At 53.5% G+C, this 19,587-nt stretch carries 24 protein-coding genes and 1 other RNA gene; 14 read left to right on the forward strand and 11 right to left on the reverse strand.

Features of this window, described 5'->3' with window-relative positions; all coding sequences use genetic code 11:
• Positions 1-484 precede the first annotated feature (484 nt).
• From CWR52_RS17695 to CWR52_RS17705, 3 genes are read left to right on the forward strand one after another with little or no spacing between them, the layout of a single operon-like run.
• Positions 485-1,012, forward strand: a complete 528-nt coding sequence (locus tag CWR52_RS17695; RefSeq protein WP_104950288.1) for a tetratricopeptide repeat protein — start codon at positions 485-487, stop codon at positions 1,010-1,012.
• Positions 993-1,550, forward strand: a complete 558-nt coding sequence (locus tag CWR52_RS17700; protein ID WP_104950289.1) for a sigma-70 family RNA polymerase sigma factor — start codon at positions 993-995, stop codon at positions 1,548-1,550. The genes CWR52_RS17695 and CWR52_RS17700 overlap by 20 nt, the downstream gene beginning before the upstream one ends.
• Positions 1,547-2,338 (forward strand): anti-sigma factor family protein, encoded by a 792-nt coding sequence (locus tag CWR52_RS17705; RefSeq protein ID WP_104950290.1) that lies wholly within the window; start codon positions 1,547-1,549, stop codon positions 2,336-2,338. Before CWR52_RS17700 ends, CWR52_RS17705 begins: the two co-directional genes overlap by 4 nt.
• On the opposite strand, the gene CWR52_RS17710 is transcribed toward CWR52_RS17705, so the two are convergent.
• The 3 genes from CWR52_RS17710 to CWR52_RS17720 form a co-directional block, all read right to left on the reverse strand.
• Positions 2,330-2,887: a YceI family protein gene (locus CWR52_RS17710; RefSeq protein ID WP_104950291.1), complete on the reverse strand. Its 558-nt coding sequence runs from the start codon at positions 2,885-2,887 to the stop codon at positions 2,330-2,332. The two genes, CWR52_RS17705 and CWR52_RS17710, sit on opposite strands and share 9 nt — an antisense overlap.
• A gap of 68 nt (positions 2,888-2,955) precedes the next feature.
• Positions 2,956-3,300 (reverse strand): cupin, encoded by a 345-nt coding sequence (locus CWR52_RS17715; RefSeq protein WP_104950292.1) that lies wholly within the window; start codon positions 3,298-3,300, stop codon positions 2,956-2,958.
• 87 nt (positions 3,301-3,387) lie between these two features.
• The gene (locus tag CWR52_RS17720; protein ID WP_104950293.1) at positions 3,388-3,744 is read right to left on the reverse strand and encodes a hypothetical protein; all 357 of its coding nucleotides are present in this window, start codon (positions 3,742-3,744) and stop codon (positions 3,388-3,390) included.
• A gap of 403 nt (positions 3,745-4,147) precedes the next feature.
• Between CWR52_RS17720 and CWR52_RS17725 the strand changes: the two genes are divergently transcribed.
• Positions 4,148-4,462, forward strand: coding sequence for a hypothetical protein (locus CWR52_RS17725; RefSeq protein WP_104950294.1), 315 nt, complete (start codon positions 4,148-4,150; stop codon positions 4,460-4,462).
• On the opposite strand, the gene CWR52_RS17730 is transcribed toward CWR52_RS17725, so the two are convergent.
• Positions 4,440-5,243, reverse strand: a complete 804-nt coding sequence (locus CWR52_RS17730; RefSeq protein ID WP_104950295.1) for a DUF4225 domain-containing protein — start codon at positions 5,241-5,243, stop codon at positions 4,440-4,442. The genes CWR52_RS17725 and CWR52_RS17730 overlap by 23 nt on opposite strands.
• Before the next feature lie 330 nt (positions 5,244-5,573).
• Here CWR52_RS17730 and CWR52_RS17735 point away from each other — a divergent pair, with 330 nt between their 5' ends.
• The 3 genes from CWR52_RS17735 (at position 5,574) to CWR52_RS17745 (ending at position 8,304) form a co-directional block, all read left to right on the forward strand.
• Positions 5,574-6,365: a hypothetical protein gene (locus CWR52_RS17735; RefSeq protein ID WP_104950296.1), complete on the forward strand. Its 792-nt coding sequence runs from the start codon at positions 5,574-5,576 to the stop codon at positions 6,363-6,365.
• Between the two features lie 132 nt (positions 6,366-6,497).
• Positions 6,498-7,274 (forward strand): isocitrate lyase/PEP mutase family protein, encoded by a 777-nt coding sequence (locus CWR52_RS17740; protein ID WP_104950297.1) that lies wholly within the window; start codon positions 6,498-6,500, stop codon positions 7,272-7,274.
• Entirely contained in the window at positions 7,258-8,304 is a 1,047-nt protein-coding gene (locus CWR52_RS17745) for a bifunctional transcriptional activator/DNA repair enzyme AdaA (RefSeq protein WP_104950298.1), read from the forward strand. Before CWR52_RS17740 ends, CWR52_RS17745 begins: the two co-directional genes overlap by 17 nt.
• A 141-nt stretch (positions 8,305-8,445) precedes the next feature.
• Here the strand turns inward: CWR52_RS17745 and ssrA are convergent.
• Together ssrA and smpB are read right to left on the reverse strand one after the other, a co-directional pair.
• Positions 8,446-8,809, reverse strand: a transfer-messenger RNA (tmRNA) gene (gene ssrA, locus CWR52_RS17750).
• A gap of 89 nt (positions 8,810-8,898) precedes the next feature.
• A complete protein-coding gene (gene smpB / locus CWR52_RS17755; RefSeq protein ID WP_008502505.1) occupies positions 8,899-9,381 on the reverse strand; it encodes an SsrA-binding protein SmpB in 483 nt (160 codons plus the stop codon).
• A gap of 156 nt (positions 9,382-9,537) precedes the next feature.
• Between smpB and CWR52_RS17760 the strand changes: the two genes are divergently transcribed.
• Complete coding sequence (locus CWR52_RS17760) at positions 9,538-9,975, forward strand: type II toxin-antitoxin system RatA family toxin (RefSeq protein ID WP_014832955.1); 438 nt, start codon at positions 9,538-9,540, stop codon at positions 9,973-9,975.
• Positions 9,965-10,252: an RnfH family protein gene (locus tag CWR52_RS17765; RefSeq protein WP_008502503.1), complete on the forward strand. Its 288-nt coding sequence runs from the start codon at positions 9,965-9,967 to the stop codon at positions 10,250-10,252. The genes CWR52_RS17760 and CWR52_RS17765 overlap by 11 nt, the downstream gene beginning before the upstream one ends.
• 108 nt (positions 10,253-10,360) lie before the next feature.
• Here the strand turns inward: CWR52_RS17765 and bamE are convergent, their stop codons facing one another.
• The 3 genes from bamE to nadK form a co-directional block, all read right to left on the reverse strand.
• Positions 10,361-10,699 (reverse strand): outer membrane protein assembly factor BamE, encoded by a 339-nt coding sequence (gene bamE / locus CWR52_RS17770; protein WP_008502502.1) that lies wholly within the window; start codon positions 10,697-10,699, stop codon positions 10,361-10,363.
• 138 nt (positions 10,700-10,837) lie between these two features.
• A complete protein-coding gene (gene recN / locus CWR52_RS17780) occupies positions 10,838-12,499 on the reverse strand; it encodes a DNA repair protein RecN (protein ID WP_104950299.1) in 1,662 nt (553 codons plus the stop codon).
• An 85-nt stretch (positions 12,500-12,584) separates the two neighbouring features.
• Positions 12,585-13,463, reverse strand: coding sequence for an NAD(+) kinase (gene nadK / locus CWR52_RS17785; protein WP_008502500.1), 879 nt, complete (start codon positions 13,461-13,463; stop codon positions 12,585-12,587).
• A 122-nt stretch (positions 13,464-13,585) separates the two neighbouring features.
• On the opposite strand from nadK, the gene grpE reads away from it, so the two are divergent.
• Positions 13,586-14,179, forward strand: a complete 594-nt coding sequence (gene grpE, locus CWR52_RS17790) for a nucleotide exchange factor GrpE (RefSeq protein ID WP_152034558.1) — start codon at positions 13,586-13,588, stop codon at positions 14,177-14,179.
• A 52-nt stretch (positions 14,180-14,231) separates the two neighbouring features.
• On the opposite strand, the gene CWR52_RS17795 is transcribed toward grpE, so the two are convergent.
• A complete protein-coding gene (locus CWR52_RS17795; RefSeq protein WP_045909263.1) occupies positions 14,232-15,518 on the reverse strand; it encodes an HlyC/CorC family transporter in 1,287 nt (428 codons plus the stop codon).
• A gap of 18 nt (positions 15,519-15,536) precedes the next feature.
• Positions 15,537-16,328, reverse strand: a complete 792-nt coding sequence (locus CWR52_RS17800) for a cytochrome C assembly family protein (protein ID WP_032623031.1) — start codon at positions 16,326-16,328, stop codon at positions 15,537-15,539.
• Between the two features lie 166 nt (positions 16,329-16,494).
• Here CWR52_RS17800 and ffh point away from each other — a divergent pair, with 166 nt between their 5' ends.
• From ffh to trmD, 4 genes are all read left to right on the forward strand, one after another.
• Positions 16,495-17,856 carry a signal recognition particle protein gene (gene ffh, locus CWR52_RS17805; protein ID WP_014884878.1) on the forward strand — a complete coding sequence of 454 codons (1,362 nt, stop codon included), beginning with the start codon at positions 16,495-16,497 and terminating at the stop codon, positions 17,854-17,856.
• Between the two features lie 116 nt (positions 17,857-17,972).
• Complete coding sequence (rpsP, locus tag CWR52_RS17810) at positions 17,973-18,221, forward strand: 30S ribosomal protein S16 (RefSeq protein ID WP_003863133.1); 249 nt, start codon at positions 17,973-17,975, stop codon at positions 18,219-18,221.
• 15 nt (positions 18,222-18,236) lie between these two features.
• A complete protein-coding gene (gene rimM, locus CWR52_RS17815) occupies positions 18,237-18,776 on the forward strand; it encodes a ribosome maturation factor RimM (protein ID WP_032640972.1) in 540 nt (179 codons plus the stop codon).
• Between the two features lie 31 nt (positions 18,777-18,807).
• A complete protein-coding gene (gene trmD / locus CWR52_RS17820) occupies positions 18,808-19,575 on the forward strand; it encodes a tRNA (guanosine(37)-N1)-methyltransferase TrmD (RefSeq protein WP_008502493.1) in 768 nt (255 codons plus the stop codon).
• Positions 19,576-19,587 lie beyond the last annotated feature (12 nt).

The raw sequence follows: 19,587 nt of genomic DNA on the forward strand, positions 1-19,587 counted from the left end.
ACACGGCTTGTGCAACTTAAGCTTTCGTAAATAAATGCGGAAACAGTGAGGGCGGCATTGATATATTGATATTTTTAATGGCCTTATTGGTACAACATTTTGTTTTATATGATTTTAATTTTACGCTGCAATGTTGTTTATTAATGTGGGTTACGCGGTGTGATAATTAGTAGGAGGTGGTTTTAATATAATATAAAACGTTATTGTTTAATTGCGCTTAATATCCATTTAAGTTAGGTTAACATTTTTGATATAAGATATATTATATCGCCTGCGCAATGAAATATATTCTTATGCCGGGTTAAAATTCTGCTATCACACGAAAATAATAACGTTAAGGCAAGGGTAAAATAACCTGATTCATTCTCATTGGGGCTACGACGTCAGCATGATTTTGCGACAGAAAAAAATCACGAGGAGAATGAATAAAAATCGCCAGCCGGACGTTTACTGACGTCACTCCCTACTTACCCTGGAGTTTTGTATGAACAAGACCTCGTTTCGTTTGATTCCGGTGCTGATTTTTTCCCTGCTGTCTCCACTGGCGCTGGCCATGGGCAATAATAGTACCGAGAGCAATACGCCTGACTGTCCTGCCGGACAGGTGTATGACAGCGCCACGCAGAAATGCGTGCCGGACAAGAGCAGCAGCCTCAGCGACCAGGACAAAACCAACTACGCGTACCATCTTGCGAAGAAAGGGGAGTACCAGGCGGCGCTGAATCTGCTTGATTCGCTGAAAAATGGCAATACGGCTGAAGCGTGGAACTATCGCGGGTTCGCCACGCGCAAACTGGGCCGCACGGACGAAGGGATTGGTTACTACCAGCGTGCGCTGGCTATCGCGCCGGATTATGCCAAAGCCCGGGAGTATCTCGGTGAAGCATGGATGGTGAAAGGACGCCCGGACCTCGCGAAAGAACAGCTGAAGGTGATTGCCGGTATCTGTGGCCAGTCCTGCGAGGAGTACCGTGACCTGCAGGCCGCCATCAATGGACATCCGGAATCCTGATTATCTCGTGGAGGGAAAAACCATCGCAACCCGTGAGGTTCGTCAACAGCTCGCCGCACTCCTGCCGCGTCTCTGGCGCTATGGGCTGGTGCTGTCGCGAAACAGGGATATCGCCGAAGAGCTGGTTCAGTCCACTTGCGTGCGTGCGCTTGAAAGAAGCAGCCAGTATACGCCTGGCACGCGCATCGACAGGTGGCTGTTCGCGATCCTGCACTCCATCTGGATCTCTGAGCTTCGGGCACGACACGTTCGACAGGGGCAGGGATTTGTTCCCAGCGACGAGCTGCCGGCGCCGGACACCCACGAACAGAATGAGACGCGCCTGCATTACCTGAAGGTAATGCAGCGCGTTAACGCGCTGCCTGAAGCCCAGCGCAACGCGGTATTTTTGGTTTATGTTGAAGGCTTTACCTACCAGGAGGCGGCGGAGACCCTGGCGGTGCCGATCGGTACCGTGATGAGCCGGCTGGCGACGGCACGGGCTCAGCTTGCCAGATCCGCTGACGCACTCCCTCCGGTAAAGGAGAAACGCTCTTGAACGCGCACCGTTTTACACCGCCCTATAACGACGACTCTATCGTGGCATGGATAGATGGCGAAATGTGCCGCGCCGACGCGCAGCATTTTGAAGAACAGTTAAAGCGTGACGAACGCCTCGCCGGGCGAACCAACGAACTGATGAAAAGCAGCCAGGATTACGCCGGGGCGTTTGCTCCCCTGCTGGATGACGCGCCTCTTGAGACGATGCAGGCGCGTCTTGCGGCACTTCCCGACCCGCAGTCCGCCACGCCGACTGGCGTCAGCCGACGGGCGCTGATCGCCGCCTCGGTCAGTTTCTTGCTGGTCGGCTCCGGGCTGGGCTACCTGCTGCGGCCTGCTGCTGCCCCAGAGGATGAGAACGCCCATATCCGCGACCTCGAAGCGCAATATATGTCCCTGTACAGCGTCGAGACGCTGCTGGATATGGACAGCGCAACGCCGGTTCTGCAGCGCGGGCTGGAACGGGCCGCGCAGGACATCGGCATGACGCTAAACCTGTCGCAGCTTACCCTGCAGGGAGCAGAGCTTAAAATGGTGCGCATGCTGCGCTATGAAACGACGTCTATCGCGCAGATTGCCTGGATCAACGCCGATTACGGCCCGATGGCCCTCTGTATTTCGCCCGTTGATGAGAAGGCGACGGCCTCGCTTCGTGAAGAACAGCGGCACAGCATGAACCTGGCGTGGTGGCTGGAGGCGGGCTACCAGTTTGTCCTGATTGGCCGCAACCCGCCATCCTATCTGCGGGAACACGCGGAGCAGCTACAGCGCGTGACCTCAGGATGACGGCACCTTGTTCGTCTGAATCGCAATGGCGATGGCAATACGATCGTCCACAACCAGGGCAAACTTATCCATCCCATAGGACGCGCGCGAGATCGCCGTGGTGGCGTCCAGCGTGGGGGCCTGCGCGTGCGGGTCTTTCACCACGGCCTCCAGGATCACCGGCCGGGCAATGTTTCGTACGGTCAGCGTGCCGAACACCCTGAACCGTCCGGCGCCCAGGGCGACCACGCGAGAGCTGATGAACTCGATGGTCGGGTAGTGCTCCGCATCAAAAAACATGTCGCTTTTTAATTGCCAGGTGAGCAGCGTGTTTGAGGCCACCAGAGTTGCTACGGGAATGGTGACGTGGATGTGGTCGTCAACGTCGTTTTCCGGGTTGAGGGTTACGGCGCCCGTCACGCCGCTGAACGTCGCCCAGGAGAGGATGCCGCCGAAGGCATGCCACGATAGCCGAATGGCGGTGTTATCGGTATCGATAAGGTAGCTTTTTGGGGCAGCTATTGCCCACGGACAAAACAAAATCAGCACTATCACCAGGCGTCGCAGCATCTCAGGATCTCTTTTAAGGGGGCAGGGAGTAAACGCGTCACCCCCGGGATCTATTCGACTTTTGTGCGTCAGGGTGTTTTAACGATATCCACCGAGATTTCGACGGCGGCGATCGGGCCCCGATTTTCCAGCCAGTGGACCGTATTATGGTCTTCCGGCCACCCGACGCCGGGACCGTAATCGGTGGCGATACCGTTACGATGATCGGTGATGCTCCCCTCAAGGATAAAAACGGTACCGGGGCGATCGATATGATCGTGCACCGGACCAAAGACCGCGCCGGGGGCGAGCGTCACCCTGCGCATGCGAAGCTGTCGACCGTCCATGCCTGCGATCTCCGGGCCCAGATCGATGATGGAAAGCAGTTCAACGGTAACGCCCTGGGTTTCTGGTGCGATTTCTTTGTGGCTCATGACGGTGCCCTCCTGAAACAAGTTTAGCCTTCAGGAAGCAGGGTGGGAGGGAATAAAAAAGGCCGCGTATGCGGCCTTTCGAAGGGATTACTCAGTGACTTTCTTTTCCAGCTCGCTGGCACCTTCTTTGGTTTTGTTCCAGCCTTTCTCAGCGCCTTCTTTGGTGGCATCCCACCCTTTCTCGGTGCCTTCTTTGGTTTTATGCCAGGCTTTCTGGGAATCTTCGCTGACCTTGCTGCCCAGGCTCTCGCTCTTGCCTTCCGCAGCATGCTTCTGTTGCAGCTTCAGCTCTTCACCTTTGTTCTGCTCTTCGTGCAGTTTTTGCTTCGCCTCGTTGGCGTTTGCGTTCGCCGCCGCGACGGTATCGTCAGTTGCATGTGTGGTCGCAGCAAATACTGGGGAAGCCAGCAGAACGGCAGATAATGCGATAATTGTTTTTTTCATAATATCCTCATTTAACGTTATCGGTTATGAGCGTGATTCAGCATGGCACAGGCGAAACGGGATGGCTTTAGGAAAAAACTGTAATGAGATCAATGTGCCCTGATGAGGGGGATTTCGCCTGAGGATTATCCAAAGGATAAAAAGCCTATTTCCGCGAGGGCGGCGAGCGTCAGGAGAATGAATATTATGACGGTTATAGGTCTGTACATGGCGGAGTTCCTTCCGGGTTGAGCGGCTATTCCGTAGCGCTGGGTGGTGTGGGTAATTTTGCACAGGAGGGAGAGAGAGGGTGTTGATATTTGTCAATGTCAGGGGGTTAACAATATCAACTACTGGCCCGTTGGTCGGTTCTTTTTTGCAAAGATCACGGTATACTGGCTCTGATTAGAAGGAGAGGAATGTCATGGCGATAACAGAAGAAGCGTTGCTTAGGTCGGGTTTCACAAAAGAAGAGCTGCAAAAGCTTAAACGTTATGTGGATACTCAGCATTCGACGCTGGATATTTTGCTTCCTGCGCTTTCAAATCGGTTTAAAGGGACAATCATTCTTTCCGTCGTACTTACGGTTCTGTTCATCCTGGCGGTATGCTTTGCTTCCCGAGAAAATATCATCTCATCAGGCATTGCTGTAATGTTTATCTTTGGTATCTTCTGTTGGATGACTCCCCTCAAATTAACGTATAAAGCCTGGCGTTTTAAGCAGGATTATTATCAATAGACAGCAAGTCAAAAACAATTTTTGCGTTTATGCCATATCCGATGATTTTCATGGTGAGTTTTGGCCGACTCATAGAGTCCATTTTTCTGTAAAAATCTGAGCGCATAAAATAAAAAAGACGCCAGGAACCCGGTTTGCGAAGTAAGCCGAATACGCTGTATGCATTTGCAGCAAGGCTTACCGTTTTATACGCAGCCAGACCAGTCTCATCGCGAAATCCCATAAACTCTGCAACCGACATTGCTGTGTCAGCGACAAATCCCTGCGAATCAGGTTTGTTCAGCAATTGATTATTCACTTCTCTGGATACGGTATTAGCCGCATCAATCACCAGTGTGGCACCTAACAACACACCGACAGGCGTCATCGAGCTCGCAAGGAGTAATCCACCTGCGGCTTGTAACCCAGCAAAAACTACCTGTACAGCGGAAATGACATAGCCAACAACTTTATTGTTTTCCTTAATGAACTCAACCCTTGCATAAAGCTGCGCTGCTTTCGTTCTGAGCAGGCGATCTTGTTCAAGAAGATTTTCGTTCTCTGCCCTGAGATTTTTTATATAAGAAATCCCTTCTTCGTCGGATTTCGCTCTGCGGGCAAGAGAAAATTGCTCAGTGATAAAAGACTTAATGTCTTCCATAAACTGAATTCTGGTGAGCCCATCTTTGAGATGGTCAGCAGCTACCCTATTTGCAGTATTAATGAGTTTACGTGCTTCCAGATTAATCATGGTCGCTGACCATGCGTTTGTCTGTTGTCCTGTAAGCAGTGAAATGTCCATATATATCCTCATGAACGCGTTATACCAGCACCGGCCAAAAGCATATAACAATGTTTACTCGTTTGCATATGTTCTTGCAGAGCAAGGGCTACGCAGAGGGCCGTATCATAATCTCATAAGGACTGCTTTGTTGCCTTTACTGGTACGACTATGTTAGTCAGATATCCGAGTAATCGACGATGGTCAGAAATTTCTCCGAATTTACAGGGCAATATAACGCATCGGGAGAACCCTCTTAGGACATTATTGTACCTGCAAAAAATATCTGGCCTGCCTGTTCACTGCGCGATACCCTGTAATGCTTTGTCTTTTTTGTGAACAGGAAAAAGTATGCTTAGTACGTTACCCGATTTACACAGAAGTTTTGCAGAGCAACTTAAGCTTAAATTTCAGGCTGATTCGCGGATTCACTCCCTTCTCGCCGGCGGCTCGCTTGTTCATGGCGGGTTTGATAAATATTCCGATCTTGATTTTGTCGTTGTGGTAGAGCCTCTCTACTATGACGAAATCATGGCACAGCGTATTGTGTTCGCCGGAACACTGGGTCACCTGCTCCATGCTTTCACCGGGGAACATGTGGGAGAGCCTCGTCTGCTTATCTGCCTGTATGGTCCCGAACTCCTTCATGTCGATCTGAAATTTGTCACCCTGGAAATGCTCACTCAGCGCGTTGAGGAGCCCGTGGTGTTATTTACCCGTGATAACACCGCTCTGGAGCGCCAACTGGCAAAATTTAGCGCTCACTGGCCTGATGTGACGCCGGAGTGGTTTGAGTCCCGAGCCTGGATCTGGCTTCATTACGCGGTGGTGAAACTGGGAAGGGGAGAACTCTTTGAAGCGATAGGCATGCTGGCATTCTTCCGGGAGCAAGTGCTGGGACCTATGCTGTACCGTCGAGCAAATCTACCGCAACGTGGGGTTCGCCGCATCGAATTCCTCAGCATCGATCCTGATGACCTGCTGACTTCCACGCTGGCAACGCACGAACGTGATTCCGTCAGCATGGCCATCAGAACGGCTGTTGATGCTTATGTCACGCTGCGGGCTGATGCGCTGCCGGAAAATATCGCAGACGATGCGGCCCGTTGGGCGGTTCTTGCCATGCTCGAAGGCAGAACCTGACCTTAAAAGGTTTGGTCTGTTTCGTCCCTCATGTTCAGACGACGTTTGCTAAAAAATGGTCGTCTGAATTTCGGTTGTGAGGTTCTTCCTGAGTGCTTAGATTCATTTTCAATCAATCGAGAGGATATGAATATGAACTTTGCAGAACGCCACTATCAGCATGAGCCTCTTCTTATCGCCAACGTCTGGGATGCCGCCAGTGCTGTCGCAGCGCACAAAGCAGGCTACCAGGTTCTGGGAACGTCCAGTGCAGCTATAGCGTCCACACTGGGATATGACGACGGGCAGGGAGTGCCGTTTGATGAGTTATTTTATATGGTCACCCGGATCCGGGCTGCCAGCAGCCTGCCATTGAGCGTTGACATGGAAGCAGGGTATGGTGATTCAGCCGAAGAGATAGAAGACAATCTGCGGCGCCTTGCTCAGACAGGCGTCGCAGGCGTTAACCTCGAAGACAGCCGAGTCATAAACGGGGTTCGTCAGCTTGACGATGCCTCTGATTTTTCCCGTAACCTGAGAACAGTATGCGATACGCTGAGAAGCGAAAATTACAGCCTTTTTCTGAACATCCGGACTGACACTTACCTGCTCGGGCATGAAGACGCGTTGCAGGAGACGATATTACGGGGTCAACGCTACAAAGCTGCAGGTGCTGACGGCCTTTTTGTTCCCTGCCTGACGTCAGAGAAAGACATCAGCCTCATTGCAGAGGCAACGGGGTTGCCTTTGAATGTCATGTGTATGCCCGATCTTCCGTCATTTGACAGGCTGAAACGGGCAGGGGTAAGCCGCATTTCAATGGGCAATTTTGTTCATTCAGCGATGCAGTCAACGCTGACTGATGTCATGCATGCGATCCGATCTCGTCAGACGTTTGAAGGACTTTTTGGTGATGAAAATAACCGATAAAAATCTGTGTGATATCTGGTATCAGGCATTACTTGAACGTGCTTCAGACTACACTGGCGTGTTTTTTGTTGGCGTCAAAACCACTGGCGTATTCTGCATTTCGGTATGCCGGGCGCGAAAGCCCAAACGCGAAAATGTCGAATTTTATAAAGATGCCAAATCTGCCCTGGCGGCTGGCTTTCGTCCCTGTAAGGTCTGCAGGCCCGCTGAAAATGCGCACAGCGCGCCATTATTCGTTGAGCAGGCGCTTGCGCTTGTCAGGCGCGATATTAAATCCCGTGTAGCAGACGCGGAGCTTCGTCAGCATGGCATCAGCCCGGAGCGGGTAAGACGCTGGTTCCTGCAACATCACGGCATCACTTTTCAGGCTTTCCAGCGAATGCAGCGGGTGAACGTTGCCCTGCAGGAGCTGAAAAGTGGACGAACGGCGACTGACGTTGCGCTGGACAATGGCTATGAATCGCTGAGCGGCTTTGGTTATACCTATAAGCGGCTTACTGGCGCAGCGCCGACTCAGGCAACCCAGGTGATAGTCATTCACCGGTTTACCACGACGCTTGGACCGATGTTTGTCTGCGCGACTGACCGGGGAGTCTGTCTGCTGGAGTTTACCGATCGCCGGATGTTGGAAACAGAATTCCGCGATATCCAGCGTTTATTTAACGCCAGAATCGTCACCGGCGAAAACAGCCATACCCGGCAGACAGTAAAAGAGATCGGCGAGTATTTTGCCGGAACGCGCCGACAGTTTGATCTCGCTTTAGATGCTCCGGGCAGTGATTTTCAACAATCCGTCTGGCATGCGTTGCGTGCGGTTCCCTATGGACAGACCTCACACTATCAGGCCATTTCACTACGGCTTAATAAGCCCAATGCTGTGCGCGCCGTCGCTGCCGCTAACGGTGCCAACCGGATTGCGATTGTGATCCCCTGTCACAGGATAATTGGAAAAGATGGCACGATGACAGGTTATGGAGGGGGGATTTCACGCAAAGAATGGCTCATTGAGCATGAGAGAAATAATGTTTAATGGCGTGATGTTTCTGTGTCGCCGGGAAATTTTACGGACTTCGCGGGACATGTTGAGGGTACAAAAAAGCCCGCAGGGCTTGCGCCGTGCGGGCTTTCAGGACTTCATCAGTCGACTCTGGTGATCACCGATGGAGAATTTTGGTGGAGCTGGCGGGAGTTGAACCCGCGTCCGAAATTTCTACATCCTCGGTACTACATGCTTAGTTTGTCTTTACATTCGCACGCCAGCTGCGGACAGACACGCCACTAACGAACTAGCCTGATTAGTTTTAACGCTTCAACCCCAGGCAGGGCTTCCACGCGATCTCTTTTGGGTTTGACCTCTCTTTGATCCCCGTCTTAAGAGCGGAAGCTAGGGAGAGAGGGCTCAGAGCAGGTTATTAAGCTGCTAAAGCGTAGTTTTCGTCGTTTGCGACTATTTTTTTGCGGCTTTTAACGAGGCAAACCGCCCCTCGGCATGCACCTTGGGTTTCGCAAATCCCGTCGAATCCAGAATCAGCCCCAATAGTGTTGAACTGAGTATACCAGATTTCACTTCCTGGATACCAGCCCGGAACGCTAACTTATTGAATAGTACAATAAGTGTGCAGAATCAACGTCCTGCGTTTTTCATAATGCGCGCTTTGTCCAGCTGCCATTCGCGCTCTTTCAGGTCAGTACGTTTGTCGTGCTGTTTTTTACCCTTCGCGACGCCAACTTTCACTTTGCACCAGGCGTTTTTCCAGTACAGCGACAGGGCGACCACGGTGAAACCTTCACGGTTGATTCGTCCGTAGAGGGATTCCAGCTCACGCTTGTTCAGCAGCAATTTGCGCGTGCGCGTTGGGTCACACACGTAGTGTGAAGAGGCGACGGTCAGCGGCGTAAAGTTCGCGCCGAACAGGAAGGCTTCGCCATCTTTCAGAATCACGTAGCTATCGCCGATGTTGGCTTTCCCGGCGCGCAGCGATTTTACTTCCCAGCCCTGCAACGCAAGGCCAGCCTCGAATTCTTCTTCAATGAAATACTCGTGGCGAGCACGCTTGTTGAGCGCAATGGTCGCCGAGCCTGGTTTATGTGCTTTTTTCTTCGTCATAAGTGTCGTAAAGCCGTCGGTAATCTGATTTCAAAAAGTCACCTCATTGCGTCCTGTGAGGTCTAACGCGCTATCTTAGCACGAGATGAGGCTTAGCGTTTTTTTAACAGGTGATAAATGTTATTATTTGTCCGTTGTGTGACCATGGGAAATGCTATGCCTCAGATTAGCCGTACTGCGCTTGTGCCTTACAGCGCGGAACAAATGTATCAGTTAGTGAACGATGTTCAGTCTTATCCAGAATTTATTCCGGGATGCACCGGGAGCCGCGTTCTGGAGTCCGGCCCGACGCAGATGACCGCGGCGGTGGATGTCTCCAAAGCGGGGATCAGCAAGACGTTCACCACCCGCAATACGCTGACCAGCAATCAGAGTATTTTGATGCATCTGGTGGATGGTCCCTTCAAGACCCTGATGGGAGGCTGGAAGTTTACGCCGCTGAGCGCTGACGCCTGCCGCATTGAGTTCCATCTGGACTTCGAGTTTACCAATAAGCTGATTGAGCTGGCGTTTGGCCGCATCTTTAAAGAGCTGGCTTCCAATATGGTTCAGGCGTTCACCACCCGCGCCAAAGAGGTTTACAGTGTCGCATAAGATTGCTGTAGAAGTGGTGTACGCGCTGCCGGAGAAGCAGTATCTGCAGCGCGTGACGCTGGAAGAGGGGGCGACCGTTGAGGCGGCCATCCGTGCTTCCGGCATACTTGAGCTTCGCAGCGATATCGACCTGGCGAAGAACAAGGTCGGGATTTACAGCCGTCCGGTGAAGCTCGGCGATGTGCTGAAAGAGGGCGACCGGGTGGAGATTTATCGTCCGCTGATTGCCGACCCGAAAGAGCTGCGTCGTCAGCGCGCGGAGAAGGCCAGTAAGTAGCGCTTTCTTCCCCGGTGGCGCTGCGCTTACCGGGGCTACGATTCTTCGTAAGAACTCAGATACAAAAAAGGTGCTCAATGAGCACCTTTTTGCTTTTCTGACACCGGATTATTTGGTCAGGGCAGGCTTGTTGTCGATGTTGGTCAACACACCGGCGCTGCTGAAGGTCAGCGTCAGGGTCTGCTGGGTCGCATCTTCATGGCCTGGCTTCTGACGGAATACATAGAACCAGGTGTTAGTGCCGAACGGATCGGACATCATCGGGGTTCCCAGTGCATAAGCGACCTGCTGTTGTGTCATCCCCACGCGGATTTTGGACACATCGTTAGGGGTAAGGTAGTTCCCCTGGTTGATGTCAGGACGGTAAACCACTTTCTCCAGAGTGGAACAGCCTGCGGTCAACATCAGAAGAACCGCTGCGGCAGCGGTCAGCATTTTACAACGCATAGTGATTTGATTCCTTTTCGGGCCCGAGCAGAACGCGGCTCATATGTAATATGCCGATGATAATAGACCTTGCCCCACTTTGAAACCGGTCTGGCGGCGTTTTTGTTGTTCTGTATGACCCTGAGATCCCGAAAAAGTTTATGCCGCCAGCAGTTCTTTCGCGTTCGCGAGCGTGTTACGCGTGACTTCGCTGCCGCCGAGCAGGCGTGCCAGCTCCTGCAGACGCGCACGTTTATCCAGCGGCCTCATGTGCGTTTCGGTCATTTCGCCGTCGGTTTCTTTGCTGACGATAAAGTGATGATGACCGCAGCCCGCGACCTGCGGCAGGTGGGTGACACACATCACCTGCGTGGATTCACCGAGCTGGCGCAGCAGTTTACCCACCACCGCCGCCGTCGGGCCGCTGATGCCGACATCCACTTCATCGAAAATCAGCGCCGGGGTCTCCATTTTACGCGCGGTGATCACCTGAATCGCCAGCGCAATACGTGACAGTTCACCGCCGGAGGCCACTTTGGAAATCGCCTGCAGCGGCTGCCCCGGGTTGGTGGTGACGCGGAATTCGATGCGATCCGCACCTTCCGCCGTCAGGTGATTCTCTTCAAAGCGAACGTCAATGGTGAAGACGCCGTGCGGCATCGCCAGCGTGTGCATGCTGTCGGTAATGTGCTGGCTTAACTCCTGAGCATAGTGCTGACGAATTTCATGCAGCTTTTGCGCCGTCGCCAGCGCCTGTTCATGGTGCAGGCTCACCGCCAGAGAGAGGGTTTCCAGCGAGTCAGCCTGATCGTCAAGCTGCTGCTGCTCTTCCAGCAGAGACTGATAGTAGCCCGGCAGCTCTTCCGGCGTGACGTGGTGCTTGCGCGCCAGTGAAATCTGACGGGAAATGCGCTGCTCCAGCTCAAACAGACGGTTCGGGTCGAGATCCAGACGCTCACAGTAGTGGCGCAGTTCGTCACCGGCTTCAGAGATCTGAATGGCCGCCTCTTCCAGCATGTCCAGGACGCCAGAAAGTTTGCTGTCCATGCCGACCAGTTCGGTAAGCAGCTGACGGACGTTATACAGCTGGCTCTGCAGGTTCACGTCTTCGCCATCCGCCAGCAGGTTGAGCGCATTCTGACTGGTTGAGAGCAGATGCCCGCTGTTCGCCAGGCGCTTGTACTCTTCGTCGATTTGCTCAAACTCACCCGCCTGCGGGTTAAATTCGTTCAGCTCTTTGAGCTGGTATTCCAGCAGCTCCGCACGGGCGGCGCGTTCCTGGCTTTGCTGCTGGTGTTGCGCGAGCTCGCGGCAGCTTTGATGCCACTGGCGATAGTGTTCCGCCATAAGCTGAGTAAGCGCGTACTCACCCGCATAGCCATCCAGCAGCGCTTTCTGCTGTTCGGGTTTGACGAGTTGCTGGTGCGCATGCTGACCGTGGATCTGGATAAGCAGCTGGCCGAGTTCACGAAGCTGGGAAAGCGGAACCGCCGTGCCGTTGATAAAGCCACGTGAACGACCGTCGCTGCTGATGACGCGGCGAAGTAAACACTCACGTCCATCTTCAAGCTGGTTCTGCTCCAGCCAGCGCTGGGCGGCAGGGGTGTCTTTCAGGGAGAAACGGGCGCACAGGTCGGCACGGTTGGCGCCCATGCGCACCATATCGCCCTCTGCGCGGCCGCCAAGGCACAAGCCGAGGGCATCAATGGCAATGGATTTACCTGCACCGGTTTCCCCGGTGATCGCCGTCATGCCGCTGTGGAAATCGATCTCAAGCTCACGAACAATGGCAAAGTTGCTGATGGTCAGTTGTGCCAGCATAATTGTTTTCCTGTATGAAAAACCATGACTGTGTTTTCATACAGTATAAACTGGTTTTATATACAGTAAAGTCCTGGATGCAAAATCAGAACAATTTTTTTGACCAGCCAAGCTTCGAACTTAATGTATTGAAATAGCTGTAATCTTTCGGATGAATCAGATTCAGGTGGTAATCACACCGGCGAATGAGGACATCTTCACCTTCCTGGATCGGCAGCGCTATCTGGCTGTCGCAGCTGATCTCCAGGTCGTTTCGGCGGTGCGAGAAGCGCAGACGGATCGTGCTGTCGCCGTTGATGACCAGCGGGCGGGCGGAAAGCGTGTGCGGGAACATCGGCACCAGGGTAATGGCATCCAGTGAGGGCGTCAGGATCGGGCCGCCGGCAGACAGCGAGTAGGCGGTTGAGCCGGTCGGTGTCGAGATAATCAGCCCGTCAGAACGCTGGGAGAAGGCAAAGATTTCGTCGATATAGACTTCGAACTCGATCATGTGCGCCACTTTTCCGGGGTGAAGAACCACCTCGTTAATCGCGGTGCTGATGCGCTTCTGACAGTCCTGCTGGCACACCTGCGCCTCCAGTAAAAAGCGTTTTTCACTGATATAGTGGCCTTCCAGCACGTCGGCCAGCTGCTGCTGGGCATTGTCCGGGTCGAGATCGGTTAAAAAACCGAGATTGCCACGGTTGATGCCTATGACCTTGATGTCATAACGCGCCAGCGTGCGTGCCGCGCCTAGCATGTTGCCGTCGCCGCCCACCACCACGGCGAGATCGGCCTGTTGGCCAATTTCCGCCAGCGTGCCGGTTTTGACGCTCTTCAGCTGCAGCTCCTGAGCAATCTGCTGCTCGACCATCACTTCATAGCCTTTGCTACACAACCAGCGATACAACATTTCATGTGTCGTTAGTGCGGTAGGGTGACGCGGATGCCCGACGATCCCAATACACCTGAAATGATTATTCATTTTCTGGAGGTCCTTGTGCCTGATGAATGATGACAATCTGTCTTGTTCCCTTGAATCCCGGAAACTGATCCCCATAATAAGCGAAGTTAGCGAGATGAATGCAGAAAAACGCGGAGAAATTCATGAGTAGTAAAGAACAGAAAACGCCTGAGGGGCAAGCCCCTGAAGAAATTATCACGGAACAGCACGATGAAGTTGAGGCTGTAGAGCCAGACACATCTGCTGAGCAGGTGGACCCGCGCGATGAAAAAATTGCGAATCTGGAAGCCCAGCTGGTAGAAGCACAGAATCGCGAACGCGATGGTATTCTGCGCATCAAGGCGGAAATGGAAAACCTGCGTCGCCGTACCGAGCAGGACGTTGAGAAGGCGCATAAATTTGCGCTGGAGAAATTCGTCAACGAACTGCTGCCGGTGATCGATAGCCTCGATCGTGCGCTGGAAGTGGCTGACAAAGCGAATCCGGACAACGCCGCAATGATCGAAGGTATCGAACTGACGCTGAAATCCATGCTCGACGTGGTGCGTAAATTTGGCGTGGAAGTGATTGCCGATACCGACGTTCCGCTGGATCCAAACGTTCACCAGGCGATTGCGATGGTTGAATCTGAAGAGATTGAAGCCGGTAAAGTGCTGGGCGTAATGCAGAAAGGTTACACCCTGAACGGCCGTACCATTCGCGCAGCGATGGTGACCGTGGCGAAAGCGAAAGCGTAATTCGCTATCCGTAGTGCCGGGTAGCGGCGTTCGCCTTACCCGGCCTACAACCTTACTCCGCAATACTTTCGCGCAGGGGTTTAACGGGCAGGACTTTCACCTGCTTGATCATATTGTCCTGCACGTCCAGGATATCAATATCGTACTGCTCAATGCGCACCCGCGTGCCCGCCGCCGGGATCTCTTCCAGCGCTTCCAGAATCATCCCGTTAATGGTCCGAGCCTCATCTTCCGGCAAATGCCAGTTAAAGGCTTTGTTGAGTTCACGAATGTTTGCGCTTCCGTCAATCAGCACCGAGCCGTCGTTTTGCGGGGTGACCTCTTCCGCGAGGGAAGGCGACATTGAGGTGGTAAAGTCCCCGACAATCTCTTCCAGAATATCTTCGACCGTCACCAGCCCCTGGATATCGCCGTACTCGTTGACCACCAGGCCGACCTTCTTCTTGTTGCGCTGGAATTTCACCAGCTGCGTGCTGAGGGGGGTTCCTTCCGGCACGTAGTAAATCTCGTCGGCGGCGCGCAGCATCACCTCTTTGGTGAACTCTTTTTTCTCGGTCATCAGACGGTAGGCTTCGCGCACGCGCAGCATGCTGATGGCATCATCCAGCGAGTCGCGGTACAGCACAATGCGCCCGTGCGGTGAGTGCGTCAACTGGCGAACGATGGCTTTCCAGTCGTCATTGATGTCGATACCGACGATTTCGTTACGCGGCACCATGATGTCGTTCACGCTCACCTTTTCCAGATCCAGCACCGACAGGAGCATGTCCTGATTGCGCCGGGAGATCTGCGAGCGGGATTCGTTCACGATGGTGCGCAATTCCTCTTTGCTGAGTGCGCTGCTGATGGTGACGTCGGCTTTGATTCCCACCATCCGCATCAGGACGCGCGTCACCATGTTCAGCAGCCAGACCAGCGGCATCATCAGGATCTGCAGCGGTGCCAGCAGGAAGCTGCTCGGGTAGGCGACCTTCTCCGGGTAAAGCGCGGCGATGGTTTTCGGCAGCACTTCGGCAAACACCAGCACCACGAACGTCAGCACGCCGGTGGCAATCGCCACCCCGGCGTTACCGTACAGGCGCATCCCGACGATGGTGCCGAGGGCGGAGGCCAGAATGTTGACGAGGTTGTTGCCGATGAGCACCAGGCTTATCAGGCGATCCGGCTTGCGGAGCAGCTTTTCAACGCGACGGGCGGCGCGGTTACCCTGTTTAGCACGATGACGTAACCGATAGCGGTTTAAGGTCATCATGCCGGTTTCCGAGCCGGAGAAATAGGCGGAGATGACCACCATGACGATCAGCGTAACGATCAGCGTGGTGGTTGAGATGTGTTCCAGGGGGAACTCCTTTGTTTCTTAGCCAGCAAATTGCTGTATGAAGCGGCTGCCAAAATAGGCAAGGGTGAGAATGCCCGCACCCGCGACGTTGAACCAGACCACGCGACGACCGCGCCAGCCTTCATGATAATGGCCCCATAACAGGACAATATAGACAAACCACGCGATGATGGAGAGCACCGCTTTATCGATATTCTCCACGCTGAACAGGTTCTTCATGTAAAACAGCCCGGTGCAGAGCGTCAGCGTCAGCAGCACCACGCCCACCTGGGTGATGTGGAACATCTTACGCTCAATGACCATCAGCGGCGGCATTTCATGGTTAAAGGCCAGCTTTTTGTTTTTCAGCTGGTAGTCAATCCAGGCGAGCTGCATGGCGTAAAGCGCGGCGATAATCAGCGTCGCGTAGGCAAAGAGCGACAGGCCGATATGCACCAGCATCCCCGGGGTCGCCTCCAGATGCGTAATGAACTCATTAGGCATAAAGGTGGCGAGGGCCAGATTGATCAGCGCGAAGGTGTAGACAATCGGCAGCAGCAGCCAGCCGCGATTTTTAGACGCGACGATGGTCATTACCGTACAGATCATCAGGCTGACCAGCGAGCCGACGTTCAGCACGCTCAGGTTTTGCACGCTGCCGTCGCCGGGGATGATGCGTGATTCCAGCGCAAAGGCGTGGCTAATCAGTGCGATGACCGCCGAAAGAATAGCCATGCGCCGCCAGCCGCTGTTTTTTTGCAGCAGTCCGGGAATAATCAGCGCGAGGCTGACAGAGTAGGCAACAAGGGCGATCAGTGCGAAAACAGGCATATAGGCATCGACAGTTGTCTTAATAAGAAAGAGAAGCAGTATAACGTTACGTGACGCCTGCTCCAACCGTTGCATAACAACAAAGGCGCCTTCATGTTATACTCCGGCAAAATTCTGTGTATGTGTCGCTCATGGCGGCCCAACGTTTCTACTCAGGCGAGAGACAATGTTTGATAATTTAACCGATCGTTTGTCGCGCACGCTGCGCAACATCAGCGGCCGCGGACGCCTTACTGAAGAGAACATCAAGGAAACGCTGCGCGAAGTGCGCATGGCGCTGCTGGAAGCAGACGTGGCGTTGCCGGTTGTTCGTGATTTTATCAACCGCGTAAAAGAGAAGGCGGTTGGTCATGAAGTTAACAAGAGCCTGACCCCGGGTCAGGAGTTCGTCAAAATCGTTCGTAACGAACTGGTTTCGGCGATGGGCGAAGAGAACCAGGTGCTTAACCTGGCCGCTCAGCCTCCGGCCGTGGTGCTGATGGCGGGCCTGCAGGGTGCGGGTAAAACCACCAGCGTCGGTAAGCTGGGTAAATTCCTGCGCGAAAAGCACAAGAAAAAAGTGCTGGTGGTCTCTGCGGACGTCTATCGCCCGGCGGCGATCAAGCAGCTGGAAACCCTGGCCGAGCAGGTCGGCGTGGATTTCTTCCCGTCCGACGTGGCGCAGAAGCCTGTCGACATCGTTAACGCCGCGCTGAAAGAGGCGAAGCTGAAATTCTACGACGTGCTGCTGGTGGATACCGCCGGTCGTCTGCACGTTGACGAAGCGATGATGGACGAGATCAAGCAGGTGCATGCCTCTATCAACCCGGTAGAGACCCTGTTTGTTGTCGACGCCATGACCGGTCAGGACGCAGCGAACACCGCGAAAGCGTTTAACGAAGCGCTGCCGTTAACCGGCGTGGTGCTGACCAAAGTGGACGGTGACGCCCGCGGCGGTGCGGCGCTTTCGATTCGTCATATCACCGGCAAGCCGATTAAATTCCTCGGCGTGGGCGAGAAAACCGAAGCGCTGGAGCCGTTCCACCCGGATCGTATTGCCTCGCGTATCCTCGGCATGGGCGACGTGTTGTCGCTGATCGAAGATATCGAGAGCAAGGTTGACCGCGCGCAGGCCGAGAAGCTGGCCAGCAAGCTGAAAAAAGGCGACGGTTTCGATCTCACCGACTTCCTTGAGCAGCTGCGTCAGATGAAAAACATGGGCGGCATGGCCAGCCTGATGGGCAAACTGCCGGGCATGGGCCAGATCCCTGACAACGTGAAAGCGCAGATGGATGACAAGGTGCTGGTGCGTATGGAGGCGATCATCAACTCGATGACGCTGAAAGAACGCGCTAACCCGGACATCATCAAAGGTTCCCGTAAACGCCGTATCGCAGCCGGTTGCGGCATGCAGGTGCAGGACGTTAACCGCCTTCTGAAACAGTTCGACGACATGCAGCGCATGATGAAGAAAATGAAGAAAGGCGGCATGGCGAAGATGATGCGCGGCATGAAAGGGATGATGCCTCCCGGTTTTCCAGGGCGTTAATCGCTTTTGAGATTGCTTTTTGCCCGAAAATGAGTAAAATTTTCGGGCTTTTAATATGACACCCGGGCTCCGTTCCTCGATGGGGCCCGGTTGTTTTATTCACACAAGAGGATGTTATGGTAACTATTCGTTTAGCACGTCACGGCGCTAAAAAGCGTCCGTTCTACCAGGTTGTTGTGACTGACAGCCGTAATGCACGCAACGGTCGCTTCATCGAGCGCGTTGGTTTCTTCAACCCACTGGCCGCTGGCGCAGAAGAAGAAACTCGTTTGGATCTGGATCGTATCGCTCACTGGGTTGGCCAGGGCGCTACTGTTTCCGATCGCGTTGCTACGCTGATCAAAGCAGCAAACAAAGCAGCTTAATCTGTCACGGTGGTCATGATGAGCAATAAAGCACCTGTTGAACCGATCGTATTGGGAAAAATGGGTTCTTGCTACGGTATCCGTGGTTGGCTCAGAGTGTTTTCCTCCACTGAAGACGCTGATAGCATTTTTGATTACCAGCCCTGGTTTATCCAGAAAGGCGGTAAGTGGGAAGAGGTCGAGCTGGAAAGCTGGCGTCACCACAATCAGGACATCATCATCAAGCTGAAAGGCATTGACGATCGTGATGCCGCGAATGCGCTGACTAATTGTGAAATTGTCGTGGATTCGTCGCAGTTGCCACAGCTGGAAGAGGGCGACTACTACTGGAAAGACCTTATGGGTTGCCAGGTGGTCACTACCGAAGGCTACAGCCTGGGGAAAGTCATCGATATGATGGAAACCGGGTCAAATGACGTTCTCGTCATTAAGGCAAACCTGAAAGATGCATTTGGCATCAAGGAGCGGTTGGTCCCGTTCCTCGATGGACAGGTTATCAAGAAAGTCGATCTCACTACTCAAACCATTGAAGTAGATTGGGATCCTGGTTTTTAAATTCTCCGGATAAACGGTAAAAGACGGCGCTATGTGGATTGGCATAATTAGCCTGTTTCCTGAAATGTTCCGCGCGATTACCGATTACGGGGTAACTGGCCGGGCAGTAAAGAATGGCCTGCTGAGCATCCAGAGCTGGAGTCCTCGTGACTTTACTCATGACCGGCACCGTACCGTGGACGATCGTCCTTACGGCGGCGGACCGGGGATGCTAATGATGGTGCAACCCTTACGGGACGCCATTCACACAGCAAAAGCCGCGGCAGGTGAAGGCGCAAAGGTGATTTATCTGTCACCTCAGGGACGCAAGCTTGATCAAGCGGGCGTGAGCGAACTGGCGACGAATCAAAAGCTGATTCTGGTCTGTGGGCGCTACGAAGGGATAGATGAGCGCGTAATTCAAACCGAGATTGACGAAGAATGGTCTATCGGCGATTACGTACTCAGCGGTGGTGAGTTACCGGCAATGACGCTGATTGACTCCGTCGCCCGGTTCATTCCGGGTGTTCTGGGCCATGAAGCATCGGCAACGGAAGATTCCTTTGCCGACGGGTTGCTGGACTGTCCACACTATACTCGTCCTGAAGTGTTAGAAGGGATGGAGGTCCCGGCAGTGTTACTGTCTGGAAACCATGCCGAGATACGTCGCTGGCGTTTGAAGCAGTCGCTGGGCCGAACCTGGCTTAGAAGACCTGAACTTCTGGAAAACCTGGCTCTGACTGAAGAGCAAGCAAAGTTGCTGGCCGAGTTCAAAACTGAACACGCGCAACAGCAGCATGAACATGATGGGAATGCGTAATACGCTCCCGAA

This window comes from Enterobacter sp. SGAir0187 (assembly GCF_002952735.2).
GTDB lineage: Bacteria > Pseudomonadota > Gammaproteobacteria > Enterobacterales > Enterobacteriaceae > Enterobacter > Enterobacter quasiroggenkampii.